Below are 16,787 nucleotides of genomic sequence, written 5' to 3' on the forward strand. Positions count from 1 at the left end.
GCCGTGCATTACTATTTCTAACGTTTATTTTCCAGTTTGAGTCTGGTCATGTCCAGCTTGTTCAATACGCTTCACGTCTGATGCCGACAGCCCATACGCCCAGTTGCTTTGCGGTGGCACAACCCATACAGTATCCGGGTCACCGTTTACTGTCCAGCCCTGATACACCAACTGTGGATTGTCCTGCTTGCCCAGCGATACGCTCAGCGTAAAGCGGTGAACAGGTTTGTTCAGCTCGGAGGCTTTGCGCAAGGACTGACTACTCGCCAGATTTTTGATTCGCTGCGATAAGGAAGTCCCCACATCACCGGTTACTGACTTTCCATTCAGCGTCCAGGTCGTGGAAGAGCTTTCCCCGGTTCCCCCGTCACCGGAAGACTTGAGCATCCAGGAGGCCGACTGACCTTCCCACTCCAGTCCGCTCAGCTTGTCATCATCCCAGTCAAACGGCGTCGTATCCGTAAAATCGGCTGCACCCAGTAACAACCCGGAAAGGGTATCCAGAGGTACGGAAGCTACCTCTTTTTTATCTGACAGCACATAAGCAGCATCACCGGAAGGCAGCGTTTCACCAAAAGCAAAGGTATGCTCGCTTCCATCCTTGGTCTTGATCTGAATTTGGTTGTTGGTGGCGCTGATTCCGTATTTGGCTACGTCTTTTGGAGAAGATTCCACCACCTCGCCGAGCTTCACGTTTTGAATAGCGGCTAACCAATTATCAATCGTATAGCCGTTTAACGGATAAGACTGAGGCTTGCTCATGCTCCATTTGCCATCATGTTGTGTAAGTTCGACCGTCTTGCCATCCTTCCCTGTTATAGCAAAAGACGTAATATCCCCCTGCGTAAGCTGAACCAGTTGGCGAGCTGCAGGAGCTTGTTCACGAAAAAAGTTTTGGCTCTTGGCATAGACTATACCCGCTCCCAATACAACTAACAGCAGCACTGTGGGTATCCATTTTCTCATGCTCTTCTTCGCCTCCACCATAATAAGATTCCGGCTGCCGCGAACAATAACGGCAAGCCGATCACGGATAGGGTCAATATCGTCTTCGCTTGCGCAGGAGTCAAATAAACCACCTTATAATCCTGCTCCTGACGAGGACGAATGGTAAGCCCGTCAGATTGTTCCTGTACATAATTCAGACTGTTCAGGACAAAATCCCGATTGCCTCCCGTGCTGATCTCGGTGTCGCTCAGAAGGGCCGACGTTCCGAGAATAATTGCTTTAGGCTTGCCGTCCTTGCCATCCACCGCGTAACCCAGATCAAGCGGCCCCTGCGGGTCCTTGTCATCCTTCTGTGTTTCGTTGTTCAGTAGCCCTTGAATATTCGTTTCGCCATAGCTGGCGGCAGAAGATTTGAGCAAGGCCGTAGTCTTCCAATTCTTCTGCTCCCCCGCTTGCAGAGCAATAGATAGCGAAAGCACCGGATACAGTTTGGAGGCCGCCAGCTTATCCGTAATCGCATGACTGCCAAAGGTAGGCACTGTAAACAGAGGTCCAAGCGTATTCGTCTGCTCCTGATCCACCACAATCGCATGTGTATCCTTTACACCGTAATCAGCCGCCAGTGCGTCAAGATTTTTCCAGTCCGATTGCATGTTCGGATGAAAGCCCAACGCCAGAAAAAGCTTTCCACCACCACTTAAGTAGGTGCGAATGCTTTTCAGCTCCGTCGTGCTGATATCCCGTTGCGGCCCAACAATAGCCAGCACTGATGCATCTTTAGGCACGCTACCCGCCTGATTGAGCTGCACTTCTTCTGTTTTTACATTATCCTGCGCCAGTGAGTTGCTCAATCCGGTCATTTGGGACAAAGGGATCTCCTCGTGTCCGGTTAGGAAAACAGCTTTTCCCTGGCGGGTAGACGATAGCCCCAGCAGTCCGCTGGTCAGCTTTTCTTCCCCGGTAAACTGGTATGCCCCCTCGCTACTTCCCTCTGCCTGTGAAAACAGACTACCTATATCAATAACACGTTTCTTCTCACCCTGAACCAGGACGATGGATGCTTCGGTGACACCGTATTCCTTGGCCAACAGCGGCTCCTGATTCAGATCATATTGCTCGACCTTGAGCTTGCTGTTACGCTTGGCGTATTCCCTCAGCATATCCGTAACGTCCCGGTTCAGCTTTTGATTTTGCGAAGTCGATACGGTAAAAGAAATCAGACGCACGTCTCCCTTCACTCCCTGAATGGCCGTTAATGTCTGATCAGACAACGTATACTGTTTGCCTGCCGTCAAATCCAGCTGAAAGCCTCCCAGCGAACGCAGAAACAACGTCAGCAAAATAAAAATACCTACAGCAGCAACCGACAATACCACACTGTTTGTATGACCCAGCCATTTTTTCATGTTCATCACCTCCACCGTTTCCGTTCGACCACCTGAATGCTGAATAACAAAAAGAGCACCGCCACCGTCACGTAATACAGCACATCGGCTCCGTTCAGCAATCCTTTGGTGAAGCTGTCAAACCGTGCGGTTAGTGAAAAAGGCTCCAGCCATTGCTGCAATGCCGCAGACGCGCCTGTTTGTCCACCAAACGAATCCAGCATCCAAAACACGAGCAAAATAATAAAGCTGACGACCGCCGACATCATCTGGTGCTGCGAAAGCGTCGAAGCGAACAGACCAATGGCCATCATGGCTGCACCCAGCATAAACAGACCGATCACGGATGTAAATACGAGTGTCCAGTCCAGCGACCCGTAAAAGGACATCACGACCGGATACGCCAGGCTACACAGCACCATAATCAGCAGCATGCCCAGCGACGCCAGAAATTTACCTACAATCATTTCCGTCACACTCACAGGCGAGGTAAGTAACAGCTCATCCGTACCCTGCCTGAATTCCTCCGCAACCAGCCTCATCGTGAGCAGTGGGACGACGAACACCAGCATGGACAGCGTGTCACCAAGTACCAGCCGATAATCCAGGATGCTTGGCTGATACATGACAAAATTCGTGTAAAAGAGCAGCCCCGTCAGCAGCATGTACACCGCAAGCGCAAAATACGTTGTCGGCGTCCATAGATAGGCTTGCAGCTCCTTTTGACAGACCGCGAACAAGCGCCTCATGGCCGTTCACCTCCTGTACTCTTGTCTTGCCCGGCTTTGTTGTTGCCGGACGCAGCTTCTTGGCTGTCCTCAGCAACACCTGCGGAAATTTCATTTTCCGTCGAATGCTCGACTTGTTCCACTACATTCACTTGATCGGCCTGACCTGCTTTTGATTCGCGAGTCGTTAACTGCTGGAATATATTCTCCAAGCTGAGGCTTTCTTTTTTCAACTCCAAAATCGGAAGCTTCGCACCAGACAGCACATAAAAAAGCTCCTCGCGGAAATCCTCACTGGAAGCGCCTGTCAGTAAGCATCCGGTCAAATCTTCCTCAGTTGCAGTCTGCTTCGTGTTAGCTTGAGACAAGCCAGATGTTAATAGCTCCACCTCTACTTTCCCCCAACCGCGAAGAACGTTCAGCACCTGCTCACGGCTGCCTTTGACCTCCAATTTTACCTTGAATCCGTCTTCCATCGAACCGCCGAGCGCGTCAGGCCGTCCATCCAGCACCAATTCACCCTCATGAATGATGAGAACCCGATTGCACAAAGCGTCCACCTCGGGCAAAATATGTGTGCTGAGCAGCACCGTATGATTCTCTCCAATCTCCTGAATGAGCTGCCGAATTTCCAAAATCTGATTCGGGTCCAAACCTGAGGTCGGCTCATCCAGCACCAGCAAGTCCGGGTTATGAATAATCGCCCCCGCCAGTCCCAAACGTTGCTTATACCCTTTGGAAAGACTCCGTACCAGTTGCTTTTCACGCCCGTTCAGCCCAAGCCGGGAAATCATCTCGGAAATGCGCAGCTTTTGTTCTCTCGCAGGCACATCTCGAATGCTTGCCACAAACTTCAAATAGGCTCGAACGGACATATCTCCATACAGAGGGGGCGTTTCCGGCAAATAACCGATTTTGGAACGAGCCTGTCTGCCCTGATCCTGAATCGGGATGCCATCAATCGTAATCACTCCCTCATTCGGCTGAAGATACCCTGTAATCATACGCATCGTCGTCGTTTTGCCCGCACCATTCGGCCCCAGAAACCCGACAATCTCGCCACGCTGCATTTCAAAATCCAGCTTATGTACGCCCCGGTTGCCCTCATACCACTTGCTCACCTGCTGCACCTTGAGCACACGCTTCACCCTTTCTTTTATCATATTGCAAAATCATAGTCTTTCACTGTAACTACCCATTCGTCCCAACAGCTCTATTCCCTTTTCCCATATCAAAAATGATGCATTATATAAGCTGAACTTAAAAGTTACATATAGCGCCACTACGCAGACAGATGGTGCTTCCCATTGCCACCGCCCCCGTATTTCTTGAATTGAACCTAAGAGTAGGGTAGAAATCCGGAGACAAAAGCGAACTCTTCGCTTGTACAGCACCATTCCGTCTACTCCGTTTTTTATGTGAATTTTTCTAGTTCAGCTTATATAGAAGCGGCCCCCTCACGCACCTCATGCAACACTTTTAAACTCTAATGTTAATCCCACACATATAACTCCAGCTTAAAGTCACTTAAATATAAGCTTAAAATAATATGTCTAAAATGTGAACGAAAGAATGTACTTTTACACTTGTTAACTTGATGTGATTTTGCCAGAGAAGCAGTGGAGCTCTCCCCCGAGGATACCCGCCTCATCCACAATTATATGCTGATCAATCCAGGCCTCCATAGATACCCACACCCCGTCCTTTGTCTGGAATACCTTGGTAATAAGAAGCTTTTCGATTGGCCGAAGGGGGTTATTGAGATCAAAGTTCTATTTACCTTTTATATACCCAGCGGCGGCGTGGAAACCTTGAACCGCCAACGCTGCAAGGTGCTCAGCCAAGACGGGATTGAATGCCATCTTCTCTACTATCAGCAGGGTTCGGGGATGCAAAACTTGCATGGAGATATTCCCGTGTTTATGACTTCCTCCGAGGGAGATATCCGTAGTCTGATACACACTCACTGTTACGATGCCATCGTCGTCTCGTCGGATTACCAGATGCTCGCAAAACTGCGCATGTTAGGCTATCGGGGTGTGCTAATCTATGAATCACAGGGCTTCGGTCTGCACGTGGAAGCTGCATTGGTTGTAGACGAAGCCACACCGTTTCTTCAAAGATATGCCAATGCAGTACTGCTACCCACCACTACACATCTGGTCGAACTGTTTTCCAGCATGTGCCCTTGGCTTGATCGTTATGTATTTCCCAATGTGCTGGATACCAGCGTGTTTCACTATGTTTCTAATACCCACCCGACCAGCCCGGTCATTGCATGGATTGGGCGACTGGAGCCGAACAAAAACTGGAGGCATTTTATCGATATCTCTTACTGGATGCTGCAAAGCCGCCCGGATCTTCGCATCTGGATGTTCTATGATGATACCCTTTCGCAGCCAGAGGATAAGATACAATTCGAGAATATGATGACACAGCTTGGCTTGTCCTCGATTGTAGAACGTTTCAGCAACGTGCCTCATGCCAAAATGCCTCTGTATTACTCCATGATTGGCGATTCAGGCGGGTATCTGTTGTCCACTTCGCTGGTAGAGGGATTTGGGTACGCCGTAGCTGAGGCCATGGCTTGCCGCTGTCCCGTACTCAGCTCCGATTCTGACGGGGTCCGAGCCTTCATCGACCACAACGTAACGGGTAAATTTTATGCGCAAGGAGATATCTTGCAGGCAGTATTGGAGGGACTGGATCTGATGAACAACGTGCCCCACCGCGAATCCATTCGCCAGAAGGGGCTGACAAGGATCGTCGACCTGTTAGCACCGGATAAATATGTGCAATCCTTCCGGCAAATGATGAATGCGCTGGGCGTGAGGTAATTTATTATTTTAGCGAATGTCCGAAAAAGTCACCTTCCATGTTGCCGTCTGTACTCCATCAGCAGTTGCCGCAATACGTCCGTTGACCGCTTCAAACACCACTTCCGCCACCATGGGTACGGATGCCTGGGAAATCGCAATAAGCTCTGTACCTTCGGGTTTCCCCGGTGTTCCGTATATCCGCCATTCAATCTGGCTCCAGTCCATATCCGCTGTACTTTGAGCCAAAAGGCATTAAACGATATTTCAATTCACCCCCGGCGGAAATCATCTGTAAAATCAGCATCATAATGCCCCGGCTCTCAGAGAAGCGGCCATACCGCAATCAGTATTTTCCACATCCCCGCCCCGAATATTTTCTCACCCGGAGATAATGAAAAACTGGCGGCAATCTGCCTGTTCATCTCATAAAACAGATTGGACATGGCAAAACGGCATACTGTTTTTCTTCACGAAACACTCCAATTAGTACTGTTATATATAAATTATCCATGATAAGGTAAATTAAACAGGGTAATAAGAAAGATAAGGAGGGATTATAGTGATTCTAGATTATGTAAGCTGGACAGGGGCGGTCTTCATTATACTCGCCATTATTTTAAGTGGAACGGGGGTTGGTGGTGACCGTATGCGTGCCAATTTTTATAATGAACAGGCGGCGGACCCCGAGGGGAAAGATAGAAAAAGCAGATGGAAATGGTCCTTTGTTTTTATGATCATAGGTTTACTTTTATCTGCTATCTCTATGATTCTAGAATAAAGCCGCCGGGTAGGCGGCCTGCCTATTTACTCGCCTGTTTCAGCAAACTTATGAATGCGTATCCCAGTGCTCACGGCGCACATGAGGAGGCGTAACAGGACATTTATCCGCTGCATCCCCGCACAAGGTCACAACCATGTCGGCGGATTTTAGCCGTTCAGAGCTGATGATGTCTGATGCTTGTCTTGAAATATCAATCTCCACTTCCTACATCGCCTGTACAGCTTTCGGGTTCAGTCCATGCGCTTCAATGCCTGCGCTGTATACGTTCCAGTGATCGCCCAGAACTTTTTTGGCCCAGCCTTCTGCCATCTGACTACGGCAAGAGTTACCAGTACACAAGAAGTAAATTGTCTTTTTATCCAAGATAATCGTCTCCTTAAGTGTTTAAATCATAATATCGTCAACCACAAATATAAACCAAAAGCGTGTTGGTACCTTATAATGCACGTTTACTGAAGCCCTTTACGATTGAGATTGGCTGGTGACACTCGCTCTGCGAGGCACCTTCTTTTCCCTAACTGAATCTGTGTCAGTTCGTCATCCATAGTCATTTGGATGCGACTATCAATTTTCATTTTCTGGATCACTACAGGGGCTGCAAAGCCTCTAAGACTTTTAACAGTGAAGCGGAGCAATTTCTTTGAGTAAAAAACGCCAAACAGGACGATTAGCGTATATTTTCGTTTTGGCGGGACCTCTTTAGGAAATTTTGAGCGGCTTACTTTGCGGTTTGTGACAGCTTCGCTGGTATTGAGCCTTCTTGGCATTTGCAACAAATGGTAATGAGCTGTCAATCGTCACGGACATCGTGAGGAACGAACTTAGAGGCTTAACCCCCTATTGCATCCTTAACCTTTTGGCTTAACCAGCAAGGCTGCCAAAAATGAGAAAATAATGGCTGCCGAAATACCTGCGCTGGTGACCTTGAATATACCGGTAATGACTCCGATCCATCCGTCTTTCTGTAATTCCTCCAAAGCGCCGTGAACCAGAGAGTTTCCAAAACTAGTGATTGGAACGGAAGCTCCGGCTCCGGCAATTCTAACAAGCGGATCATACAAGCCAAGTCCGTCCGCGACTGCTCCCAGCACAACGAGCAATGTCATGGTATGGGCTGGAGTCAGTTTAAACACATCGAAACAAAGCTGTCCGAAGACGCAAATTGCGCCCCCTACAAGAAAGGCCCATAAAAAGATCATGTCAGATTCCCCCTCCTGATTCGATCGCTACAGCATGTGCGATACCTGGAATACTTTCTCCTTGTTGATACGAAAGCGGCGATAAGAGCGCCCCTGTAGCAACAACAAGCATGCGTTTGATTTCTCCCATTTGCATGCGTTTCATTAAATGACCGTAGGTGACAACGGCCGAACAGCCGCAACCGCTTGCCCCCGCCTGTACCATCTGAGTATCATAGTCGTAAATCATCATGCCACAGTCGGCATACTCCGTTTGATGAATCGGAATGTTATGTTTTTCAAATAATTTGCAGGCAATCTCATAGCCTACCTTGGCCAGATCGCCTGTGACGATCAGATCATAATAACCGGGCTCGATTTGTAAATCTCGAAAATGAGCTTGAATGGTGTCAACCGCAGCAGGTGCCATGGCCGCCCCCATATTAAACGGATCCGTAATCCCCATATCGATAACTCGGCCAATTGTCGCTGACGTGACGACAGGTCCTTCCCCTTCCTGCGAAACGATCGCTGCACCGGCGCCGGTGACGGTGTATTGGGCAGTTGGCGGCTTTTGTGAACCGTATTCTGTCGGATACCGGAACTGCTTCTCTGCGGTTGAATTATGACTGCAGGTCCCTGCCAGTATGAATTTCGCTGCTCCACCATTGACGAGTGCGGACGCAAGAGCCAAGCTTTCCATCGAGGTTGAACAGGCGCCGAACACGCCAAGATAGGGGATGGACAGAGTACGAGCGGCAAAGCTGGTGCTGATTATCTGATTCATCAAATCGCCGCCGATATGAAACTGAACTTGCTCCTTGGTTAACCCTGCTTTTTCAATCGCCAGTTTTGCAGCTTGCTCGATCAAAATTTTCTCAGCTTTTTCCCAGCTTTCTTCTTCCAGCATGGAGTCACCATGTATGATGTCAAAATCGGAGGCAAGGGGCCCCCTGCCTTCAAACGGGCCAACTACGGTAGCCGAAGCCCGAATCACCGGTTTATTTTCAAAGATCCAACTTTGATGCCCTTTTAGCATATCAATGTCCTCCTCCAGTACCCTTAAGCACAAACGTGATGATACCCACGAAAAATGCCGCTACAGTTCCAAAAACAATAACCGACCCTGCAAGTTTAAACATTTTTCCGCCGACGCCTAAAACAAATCCTTCACTGCGATGTTCAATAGCGGCGGATGCCATTGAATTTGCAAAACCAGTAACGGGAACAGCCGAACCGGCACCCGCCCATTGCGCGAATTTGTCATATAAGCCGAGGCTCGTTAAAATAACGGAAATGAGAATTAATACGGCCACAGTGGGATTAGCTGCTTTTTTCTCATCAAAGCCGGCCCAATGAACAAACATTTCCTGAATTGCTTGTCCAATCACACAAATCGTCCCCCCGACAAGAAACGCACGCCAGCAGTTTTGGAATAAGGGCCGTTTTGGTTCAAGCTGCTTGGCGAGTTTTTGATACTCCTGTTGGACCGGCGTTGCTTTTTTCATCTTGTTATTGCTCATTTTTAATCCTCCTGATCATCTGATCTAACGAATGAGTAGCGGTTTGACTTCTTCAATGACTCGTTCCAGCTTTTTTGCGCATTCTTCATACATTTTTTTTGCATTTGGCGCTTTTGTGGATAGGCTGAACATTTCAAGATCCGCTTCACATTTTTTTAAAGTCGACAGCAAAGAAGCTTTATTCTGAGGCTTAGGAACTTTGATCTGATCGTCAAATAAGTCAACATAAAGCTGGCCATAGGCATCTACCTGGCCAAGAAGCACGTTTTCAATTGCAACGCCTACCTTTTCGAGTTCTGTATCTAGCCAACCCCGGTTGAGTCCCATCATAGCTAATGGTTCATCCATGACATTTCCATCCATAATGACTACCTGCGGCTCCTTTTCAGGCCCCACTTTGATGCCTAGGTGCTTGGGTGTTAGGGATTGATTTTCTTTCGTTAGCAGGACGTTGATATCTCCATTCGGTTCCATAATCGCAAATTCGACATCCGTCGCTAGGAAAACATCTTTTTTTCGCAGCTGTTCCATCAGTTCGTCGGTGGTAAGCCGTTCCTTCTTAAGGTTATCCTCCAGAATTTTCCCGTCTTTAATTATGACCCTTGGTTTACCATCGATAAAATCCCTTGCTTTTTTACTCTTAATTTGTAAAAATTCGATTCCTAAAGAGACGCCTACCCATACAGACAATGAAATGACACTTAAATGCCATTTTTGATCCATCTCTAATGAAATGTAGGCTGCCAAGCTTCCGATCGTGATCCCAGTGATGTACTCAAAAAAGGATAGCTGGGAAACCTGTCTCTTTCCCAATAGCTTAGTCATTATAAAAAGTACGGCAATCGCTAACAATGTCCGTAGTGAAATATGTAACCAATCTGGCATCATATAGCCCCCTTTATTCTTTGTACCAAGTACATGTTTCCACTTGATGGTAAATCATATATAAGAAAGATCGTCAGATTTTGGTATTTTTATTCATTGAAATGTAGATATTTACTTTTTTGTTCCAGCTCACTTTCCTTTGATTTGGCTTTTTATCGCTCTTCTTCGTGTATGATTTGGAAAAAAGGGGATACATTATATATGTTATCTGGCTAGGAATAGCAGTATTTTCGTTCCTTACGCCTTAATCCGTTAAAGGAGGTGAATCGAAATGACCGTAGCTTCCCAAGTCAAAACGTGTGTTGCTTCATTAAAAAGCGCTCAGGCTAGCTTAGAAACATTCGCTTTGAGCACCCAAAATCAAGAGGCAAAAACTCTTTTTACAAACGCAGCTGAGCAAACACAACAAATTCTGCAGCAAGTCGAAGGCAGAGTACAGCAGTTAGAGAATGAAGAACCACAATACAAAGGTTTCTAAGAACGAGGAAACAAAAACAGCCATGTTCATAGGAGCATGGCTGTTCTTCTGTCCTAAAAAAACATGAAGTGGGTGAACCAATCGTTGAAATATAAAGAGAAGGTTCAGCCTTCTTTGCCTGAACCCATACTGCTCACGTACGTTTCCTTCAATCCGGCAGAGATGCCATATAGCGGTTCCCACCGAAGCCAATGTCTCGCGACTGCGTTGCTAAGACAGCTATGGTGAATGTCTCCCACCCGCGCAGCTGAATACACGGGCCGAACGGACGAGCCGTGCAGCTTCAGCAAATCGTAGGCCAGCCGATTGATGGACGTGGTTCGTCCCGTACTCACATGCACTGTACGTTGATCCGCTGCACATATAGCCGCCATATTGGCTCTGACTACATCCTTGACGTACACAAAATCGCGGGTTTGCGTTCCGTCGCCGTGAATGAGCAAGGGGCTTCCTTTTTTCAGCCGATCCATAAAAAGAGCGACTACACCGCCCTCTCCCTTCGCCGCCTGACCGGGACCATACACATTGCCGTAACGCAAAATCGTGTAATTCATGCCATATAACCGATGAAAAAGCCGGATATACGATTCTGCGGTCAGCTTGGAAAGCCCGTAGCCCGAAATCGGCTTCACGGGATCGTCTTCCTGAATATATTGCTTTTGCAGTTCACCGTATACGCCGGATGTGGACGCAAATATCAGCTTGGATACACCAGCTTCATGACAAGCCTGCAACAGATGGATCGTCCCCATCACATTCACATCTGCGTCCACATCTGGTCGATGGATGGATTGCTGGACATCGGCCTGTGCCGCCAAGTGAAACACAATATCCGGGCTTTCCCGAATGAGCAGCGTCCGGGTCTCGGAGCTGCGGATATCCGCCATATGCATGACCGCGCGCGGGTCCACATTTGCGACATTCCCGGTCGTCAGATTATCCAGCACATGCACCCTGATGCCCGAATCAGCAAGCGCACGTACCAGATGGGAACCGATAAATCCGGCTCCCCCGGTAACCAAAGCCTTCACTAGCGCACCCTCCTTTTGAACCGAAGCAAGTTTCTTCCCTTCCCATCATGTTATGCGGCGCTCTACAGCTTGGCGCAGGCACAAGCACAGGCACCAAAGACAATCTAAGACGTACCTCCCAGATGTTCAGATGTCAGCCTGACGTTTTCCAGCATAAAGCGCCACATCTCATCCTGCCCGCTCCAAATATCCTCCGGCGGCAGCGCCACTGGAACCAGTTGCTCAAGCCCCCAATCCAGCTCCGTCACACCGGCAGTCCCTGTATAATCCACGAATAACAAGCGAAAATCGTGGGTGATCATCCTTGATAACACGGTGTGCAATTCTACCGCCTGATCCCGGCTTCCCCCCAGACGAACCAGCAGCAGACGGGACGCAAGCGCAGATTTCTCCAGTAGACGTGCAATGCGGCGATCAAGCGTCGTTTTGAATGCAGGATAGGAAGTCAGATGCTCCGATGTATTCTGGGTAACGGGAAAATGGTGTGCCGCCGTAATCTCATACGACGCGTCCTCGACCATGAAGTTATACTCACCGGAATCATGCCCCGTGACACGCAGGCTGGCAAAGTCCATAAATTCGGCGAAGCGGGCATCCAGCAACCGACTGATCTGCGACAAGTTGCCGGAAATCATCCAATCCAGCGGTCCCGCATACGGACGCAGTCCGTTTTTATCCAGTTGAATGGAAGGCAGGCAATGTCCTCCCAGGCTGAATACAGCGTCATAATCCCCCTGCAATCGCTCAAGCACGCCGTCCTCCCCTTTCCGATGACAAGGACATTCCCCCAAAAAGCGTACGCCAGTGCGGATCACTTTGGTAATTCCATACATCGGCAAAAGGCATTTCCACCGCGCATACATTCGCAAGCTGCCAGTCCAACTCGGTCAACTCTGTTACACCGGAACAGTTAACGATGAGCAGACGAAATTCATGCGCCATCATGTCGGACAAGATGCGCTCCAGCTCCTCTACCTCTGTATAGGTTCCCAGCATACGGACGAACAAGCTGCGCTGCGCCTTCTGCGTTTTTGCAAAAAAACGTTCGATACGGCGGTCTATCTTCTCCCTGAACTCCGGATAAGTCGCCAGATCGGCGGACGTATTGCGTTCCTGTGGGAAATCATGTACCGAGATCACGTTATAATCGATATCCCTGACCATATAGTTCAGTTGGCTCGTACCAATGACACTTAAATTGGGCAAATCCATAAACCCGGCAAACCGGTTTTCCAGCAAGCGGTTCACATCGGACAGCGTGTCAGACATCATCCAGTCCAGCACCCCGGCAAACGGCCGCAGGCGGTTCTTTTCCAATTGAATGGCAGGCGTGCAGTTTTGCCCCAAACTGAAGACCGCATCATATTCCCCTGCCAGTTGTGCAAGTCTCATAGCCGTGCCTCCTTTTTTAAAGCGACCTTTCTCCTCAGGCCGCAGGTTGTTCCACGCTACATTACATGCACAGCTCGGCTAAAAGGGTTGGACACCGGCGCGTATTTTGTCAAAAAAGGCGTACAACTATCCAGTCCAGACATGGCACATTTTCATATGATATAAGGCTGGTATACAACGGAATTCAAGGAGGCTACAGGATATGTCCGTGTTTCTTTTATCTGCTGATCATCACCTCGCTTATGACAGCGCCAGTATCCAGAGCTGCCATGTGACCCTATTCAATCGTGAAAAGAGACCTGTCGATGTACTGTTGGAAATAGGGAATGATAGCGGCGTTTTTCGACGGCAGCTACTTAGCCTTAGCGCTTCTCCCGAAGCCGGCTCCGTCGTACAGCTCAAGGATATGGAGACAGCCCAAAATCCTATTTACCTGCGGGTGGTCACGAGTATATGCAATCCGGAAACGCTATTTATTTTGGCTGAATTTGTAGAGGATGGGAACGTGGTTGCTATGCGTACAGCCAGTCATTTTACCGTGTCGCCCTAATACACGGACAGGAGAGGAAGAAGGTATGTTAAAATATTCGGTACAAAACAAAGCCGATGCAGGCACACATGCGCTGCCTTTTCAGGTCACCGGACAGGAGAACGTGCTATCTACGTTAATCATTCCTGCGAGTGAATCTGAAGGACGTATTGTCATTGAAGCCTCCTTGGCATGGGAAAATCCGCTGCTCAACTGGGATATCGGAGAGCTGGATATCCGGCTGCGTCGCAACGACGGGCAGGGTCCCGTGCTGGACTGGTTGCAGGATTCCTGCTATCAGGAGGGCTTTGCCGAGCTAAGGTATGAGGAAACCGTGAAACAGACAGCGCCATATGTATATTGCCTGACCGTGCAATCGGCTGACCGCAGGGCCGTTGTCACGGGTCCACTCGTGATCCAAGGCTCGGTCTACGAAGATTCGGTTGATGAAAACCCGGACGGAACATGATCCGAAATCATCCAAAAGGCAGGCAGGGAACCACGTCCCCGCCTGCCTTTTACAATTGCTCCAGATGTATTAAATTACTGTCGTTCTCACGGCACAGTTTGTTTGATACGTTCCAGAATTTCAGTGTCCGGTAGCTTATAATGTTCCGGTAACGAGGTGTTAATCCGGTTCCATATTTGATAATCCACCTCAAAATCCGGGTGCGACTGCTGGATTTCAAAAATACGGTTGTACAAGTCTCCAACTACAGGAAAAGTCATGTTCCCCCTCCTCACTATCGAATCAACGTACTTGATTGAGCGCTTGCCCGTAAATACCCACGAGCCGTGTAATCATGACATCCAGAGACCAATGCGCAGTTCCCCATGTCTTGGCACGGTTCCCCATGGCCATACGCACGTCATCCTGAGCCAGCAAATGCTGCAAATGAGCTGCCAACGCCTCCACATCGCCAACCAGGGAAACCAGTCCAGTACGTTCATGCTCCACCATTTCCGGGAGTCCACCCGCATTCGATACCACTGCCGGAAGCCCCGAAACCTGCGCCTCCATAACCGAAAATGGCTGATTATCCTGTATGCTCGGATGAACAAAAATATCTGCCAGTTGCAAAAGGGCAGGCACATCTTCTCGATGCCCGAGAAAAACCACCTCTTCCACCAGCCCCAGCTCCTCCGCCTGTGTTTGAAGCTCTTCCCTTTTGTCCCCCTCTCCAACAATCCAGCACACCCAATCCGTGCGCCTTGCTTTCAGCAAGCCAAGAGCGCTTATTAGATAATGCAGTCCTTTGATATATACCAGCCGTGAGGGACAAATAATGACCTTTTTTCCTGCGGGTCGTGTCATGTCCGTCCCCTTCGCCTGGACTTCCCAAAAGCGCTCGGTATCCAGGCCGTATTGGAAGGTGCAATCTGTTGCTCAGGTACTTCGAACTCACCAACAAGCGTCTGTTTCATCCATTCTGTAGACGTTATTGTAATATCAGCGGATAGAGCGCCATAGTGCTCCAGCGCCCAATAATATTTCCACATCAGCGTCTCGCGGTAACCCTTCTCATGATCCCGCTCCAGAGCCATCATAACTTCGCGGGCCAGCGAGCCATGAATATTGGCCACCAATGCGCTATCCTTACGTTTGACCCGGCTTAGAGCACGCGTCGCAATGACATCCTGCGTGTGAATGATATCGTACTGATCCACCCCAAAATATGCCGCCGCCAGCTCCATACAGTATCGATCCTTTTCCACGGTCTGCACCCATGAATCCAAATGTAATACAGGTACAGCCGACTCATTCAGCTTCGCATCCAGCATGGGCAGCAGTTGAGCCTTCAGCAGCTCCCTATTTTCAAAAACGATATGGTATTTAGGTATATCCGGTCCGTTCCCCATCAAGTCTACCGTGTGACCCAGCAGTTCCAGCCTCCGTTTAATTTGCAGCATAAAGGGCCACACACCACCCAAATGAGGAATGGGCCAGTACGTAGCCAACAAAATTTTCACAACAGTCTCACCTCCCCATCTAGTACATTACGTTCCGTCGCTTCCGTAAATTTGCTGAAAGCCCGACAACGCATCTGTCCATACCGCAAAAAATCCGTTATTCGGCACGATCGCCACATCAATGAAATTACCGATCGTGACGACTGGAACCGGACTAATCCCGTTAGGATTAAAGGAGTTGTCTGTTACTCTGCGGTTTGTAAAGGTAAGCCCGCCGTCCGCTGATTCGGCCAGAAATACGTCTAATAAAGAGAGGGATAGTTGATTGGTATAGTATACGATCTTAATCACTCCGGTCACGGGCGATACATCAATGGCCGGGAAAAAATGCTGCGCCCCTGCACTGGCCCCTGTCACCGATTGCGGCGCAGTCCAGCTTAATCCACCATCCACCGATCGGGCGAGCAGTACATCTGCATACCCTGCCCGATTATCCTGCCAGACCGCATAAAGCGTGCCCTGATTCGGGCTAGTAGAATGATCTACGGCAATATTAGCCGCCGGCAGCACATTAAAGCCAAACCCGGGCACGGGCAACGGACTCGGAACCGGGACAACAGAAGACACAGGTAGCGAGGAACTGAACGCTGTCCCCCCATTGAAGGACACAATGACCTGGTATCCATTAACAGGATTGGTCACAAGGTACCCGACATAAATCACCCCTGTAATGTTCACGGTGATTTCCCCCCGCGTGATCTGATTCGAGCCAGCGGTGAGCACCACGGGTGTATCCCATGTGATCCCTCCATCCTGTGATCGCTGGAAAAACATGACCGAGCCGCCGAAAAAGTCGGGATTGTACTGATGCGTATAACATAAATAGATGTTTCCGGTATAGGAGCTAACCTGAGACGTATCGAATGTCACGCCTACTTCAACATTATTGACAAACGTACCGTATCCTTGCTGGGCAATCACGGGCGCTTCAAATGTATTGCCGTTGTCTCTGGACACATAGGTAGCGATGGTACCGTTCAAACCGTCTGCGGTAAATACGTGACAGGCTATGACGAACAAGTTGGGAAAGCCGTAGCTGACGCTATGGGATTCCGCCCCTACATATCCGGCTGGCAGAGGTAAAATCTGCTGTGTGAAGGATACACCGCCGTTGCCGGAACGGTAGACTGCCGTCAACG

Annotated in this window: 21 protein-coding genes and 1 pseudogene; 5 read left to right on the plus strand and 17 right to left on the minus strand. The window is 49.1% G+C overall.

All coding sequences use genetic code 11. The features are described 5' to 3' along the window. Window positions 1–24: 24 nt before the first annotated feature. Genes L696_RS0104355 through L696_RS0104370 form a run of 4 tightly spaced genes read right to left on the minus strand, consistent with a single transcriptional unit; the run spans window position 25 to window position 4,224 of the window. Window positions 25–966 (minus strand): DUF4340 domain-containing protein, encoded by a 942-nt coding sequence (locus L696_RS0104355; RefSeq protein ID WP_025682548.1) that lies wholly within the window; start codon window positions 964–966, stop codon window positions 25–27. Continuing rightward, complete coding sequence (locus L696_RS0104360; RefSeq protein WP_025682549.1) at window positions 963–2,354, minus strand: GldG family protein; 1,392 nt, start codon at window positions 2,352–2,354, stop codon at window positions 963–965. The genes L696_RS0104355 and L696_RS0104360 overlap by 4 nt, the downstream gene beginning before the upstream one ends. 5 nt (window positions 2,355–2,359) lie before the next feature. Then, window positions 2,360–3,082 carry an ABC transporter permease gene (locus L696_RS0104365; RefSeq protein ID WP_025682550.1) on the minus strand — a complete coding sequence of 241 codons (723 nt, stop codon included), beginning with the start codon at window positions 3,080–3,082 and terminating at the stop codon, window positions 2,360–2,362. Further along, window positions 3,079–4,224 carry an ABC transporter ATP-binding protein gene (locus L696_RS0104370; protein ID WP_049827268.1) on the minus strand — a complete coding sequence of 382 codons (1,146 nt, stop codon included), beginning with the start codon at window positions 4,222–4,224 and terminating at the stop codon, window positions 3,079–3,081. Before L696_RS0104370 ends, L696_RS0104365 begins: the two co-directional genes overlap by 4 nt. A gap of 639 nt (window positions 4,225–4,863) precedes the next feature. On the opposite strand from L696_RS0104370, the gene L696_RS0104375 reads away from it, so the two are divergent. Then, the gene (locus L696_RS0104375; protein WP_425339298.1) at window positions 4,864–5,898 is read left to right on the plus strand and encodes a glycosyltransferase family 4 protein; all 1,035 of its coding nucleotides are present in this window, start codon (window positions 4,864–4,866) and stop codon (window positions 5,896–5,898) included. Between the two features lie 9 nt (window positions 5,899–5,907). On the opposite strand, the gene L696_RS0104380 is transcribed toward L696_RS0104375, so the two are convergent. Further along, window positions 5,908–6,126, minus strand: a complete 219-nt coding sequence (locus tag L696_RS0104380; protein ID WP_025682553.1) for a hypothetical protein — start codon at window positions 6,124–6,126, stop codon at window positions 5,908–5,910. Between the two features lie 313 nt (window positions 6,127–6,439). Here L696_RS0104380 and L696_RS0104385 point away from each other — a divergent pair, with 313 nt between their 5' ends. After that, on the plus strand, window positions 6,440–6,658 hold the full coding sequence (locus L696_RS0104385) for a DUF5316 family protein (RefSeq protein WP_025682554.1): 219 nt from the start codon (window positions 6,440–6,442) through the stop codon (window positions 6,656–6,658). A 63-nt stretch (window positions 6,659–6,721) separates the two neighbouring features. Here L696_RS0104385 and arsC read toward each other — a convergent pair. The 5 genes and pseudogenes from arsC to L696_RS0104415 all read right to left on the minus strand — a co-directional run. Beyond that, window positions 6,722–7,024: pseudogene (gene arsC / locus L696_RS0104390) on the minus strand (arsenate reductase (thioredoxin)); the annotation flags it as partial. Between the two features lie 485 nt (window positions 7,025–7,509). Continuing rightward, window positions 7,510–7,860 carry a stage V sporulation protein AE gene (spoVAE, locus tag L696_RS0104400; protein WP_025682556.1) on the minus strand — a complete coding sequence of 117 codons (351 nt, stop codon included), beginning with the start codon at window positions 7,858–7,860 and terminating at the stop codon, window positions 7,510–7,512. A 1-nt stretch (window position 7,861) separates the two neighbouring features. Beyond that, window positions 7,862–8,878 (minus strand): stage V sporulation protein AD, encoded by a 1,017-nt coding sequence (gene spoVAD, locus L696_RS0104405; RefSeq protein ID WP_025682557.1) that lies wholly within the window; start codon window positions 8,876–8,878, stop codon window positions 7,862–7,864. A 1-nt stretch (window position 8,879) separates the two neighbouring features. Then, window positions 8,880–9,362 (minus strand): stage V sporulation protein AC, encoded by a 483-nt coding sequence (gene spoVAC, locus L696_RS0104410; RefSeq protein ID WP_025682558.1) that lies wholly within the window; start codon window positions 9,360–9,362, stop codon window positions 8,880–8,882. Window positions 9,363–9,386: 24 nt separating this feature from the next. Beyond that, window positions 9,387–10,247, minus strand: a complete 861-nt coding sequence (locus tag L696_RS0104415; RefSeq protein WP_025682559.1) for a DUF421 domain-containing protein — start codon at window positions 10,245–10,247, stop codon at window positions 9,387–9,389. A gap of 271 nt (window positions 10,248–10,518) precedes the next feature. Here L696_RS0104415 and L696_RS0104420 point away from each other — a divergent pair, with 271 nt between their 5' ends. Continuing rightward, window positions 10,519–10,725 (plus strand): DUF1657 domain-containing protein, encoded by a 207-nt coding sequence (locus tag L696_RS0104420; RefSeq protein ID WP_025682560.1) that lies wholly within the window; start codon window positions 10,519–10,521, stop codon window positions 10,723–10,725. A gap of 104 nt (window positions 10,726–10,829) precedes the next feature. Here L696_RS0104420 and L696_RS0104425 read toward each other — a convergent pair whose 3' ends face one another. The 3 genes from L696_RS0104425 to L696_RS0104435 form a co-directional block, all read right to left on the minus strand. Beyond that, window positions 10,830–11,756, minus strand: a complete 927-nt coding sequence (locus tag L696_RS0104425; protein WP_025682561.1) for an NAD-dependent epimerase/dehydratase family protein — start codon at window positions 11,754–11,756, stop codon at window positions 10,830–10,832. 104 nt (window positions 11,757–11,860) lie between these two features. Continuing rightward, window positions 11,861–12,508, minus strand: a complete 648-nt coding sequence (locus tag L696_RS0104430; protein ID WP_025682562.1) for a DUF1796 family putative cysteine peptidase — start codon at window positions 12,506–12,508, stop codon at window positions 11,861–11,863. After that, the gene (locus L696_RS0104435; protein WP_025682563.1) at window positions 12,501–13,148 is read right to left on the minus strand and encodes a DUF1796 family putative cysteine peptidase; all 648 of its coding nucleotides are present in this window, start codon (window positions 13,146–13,148) and stop codon (window positions 12,501–12,503) included. Before L696_RS0104435 ends, L696_RS0104430 begins: the two co-directional genes overlap by 8 nt. A gap of 202 nt (window positions 13,149–13,350) precedes the next feature. Here L696_RS0104435 and L696_RS0104440 point away from each other — a divergent pair, with 202 nt between their 5' ends. Continuing rightward, entirely contained in the window at window positions 13,351–13,698 is a 348-nt protein-coding gene (locus tag L696_RS0104440; RefSeq protein ID WP_025682564.1) for a hypothetical protein, read from the plus strand. A 25-nt stretch (window positions 13,699–13,723) separates the two neighbouring features. Next, complete coding sequence (locus tag L696_RS0104445; RefSeq protein WP_025682565.1) at window positions 13,724–14,146, plus strand: hypothetical protein; 423 nt, start codon at window positions 13,724–13,726, stop codon at window positions 14,144–14,146. Between the two features lie 86 nt (window positions 14,147–14,232). On the opposite strand, the gene L696_RS31135 is transcribed toward L696_RS0104445, so the two are convergent. The 4 genes from L696_RS31135 to L696_RS30850 form a co-directional block, all read right to left on the minus strand. Next, a complete protein-coding gene (locus L696_RS31135; RefSeq protein ID WP_162833906.1) occupies window positions 14,233–14,406 on the minus strand; it encodes a hypothetical protein in 174 nt (57 codons plus the stop codon). 22 nt (window positions 14,407–14,428) lie between these two features. After that, a complete protein-coding gene (locus L696_RS32610; protein ID WP_245233288.1) occupies window positions 14,429–14,992 on the minus strand; it encodes a glycosyltransferase family 4 protein in 564 nt (187 codons plus the stop codon). Next, window positions 14,989–15,648 (minus strand): glycosyltransferase family 4 protein, encoded by a 660-nt coding sequence (locus tag L696_RS32615; RefSeq protein WP_245233289.1) that lies wholly within the window; start codon window positions 15,646–15,648, stop codon window positions 14,989–14,991. The genes L696_RS32610 and L696_RS32615 overlap by 4 nt, the downstream gene beginning before the upstream one ends. Before the next feature lie 27 nt (window positions 15,649–15,675). Further along, window positions 15,676–16,787: sialidase family protein (locus L696_RS30850; RefSeq protein ID WP_025682566.1), on the minus strand; the 1,112-nt coding region annotated here is incomplete at its 5' end.

Source organism: Paenibacillus maysiensis, assembly GCF_000520815.1.
In the GTDB taxonomy this organism is placed as follows: Bacteria; Bacillota; Bacilli; order Paenibacillales; family Paenibacillaceae; genus Paenibacillus; species Paenibacillus maysiensis.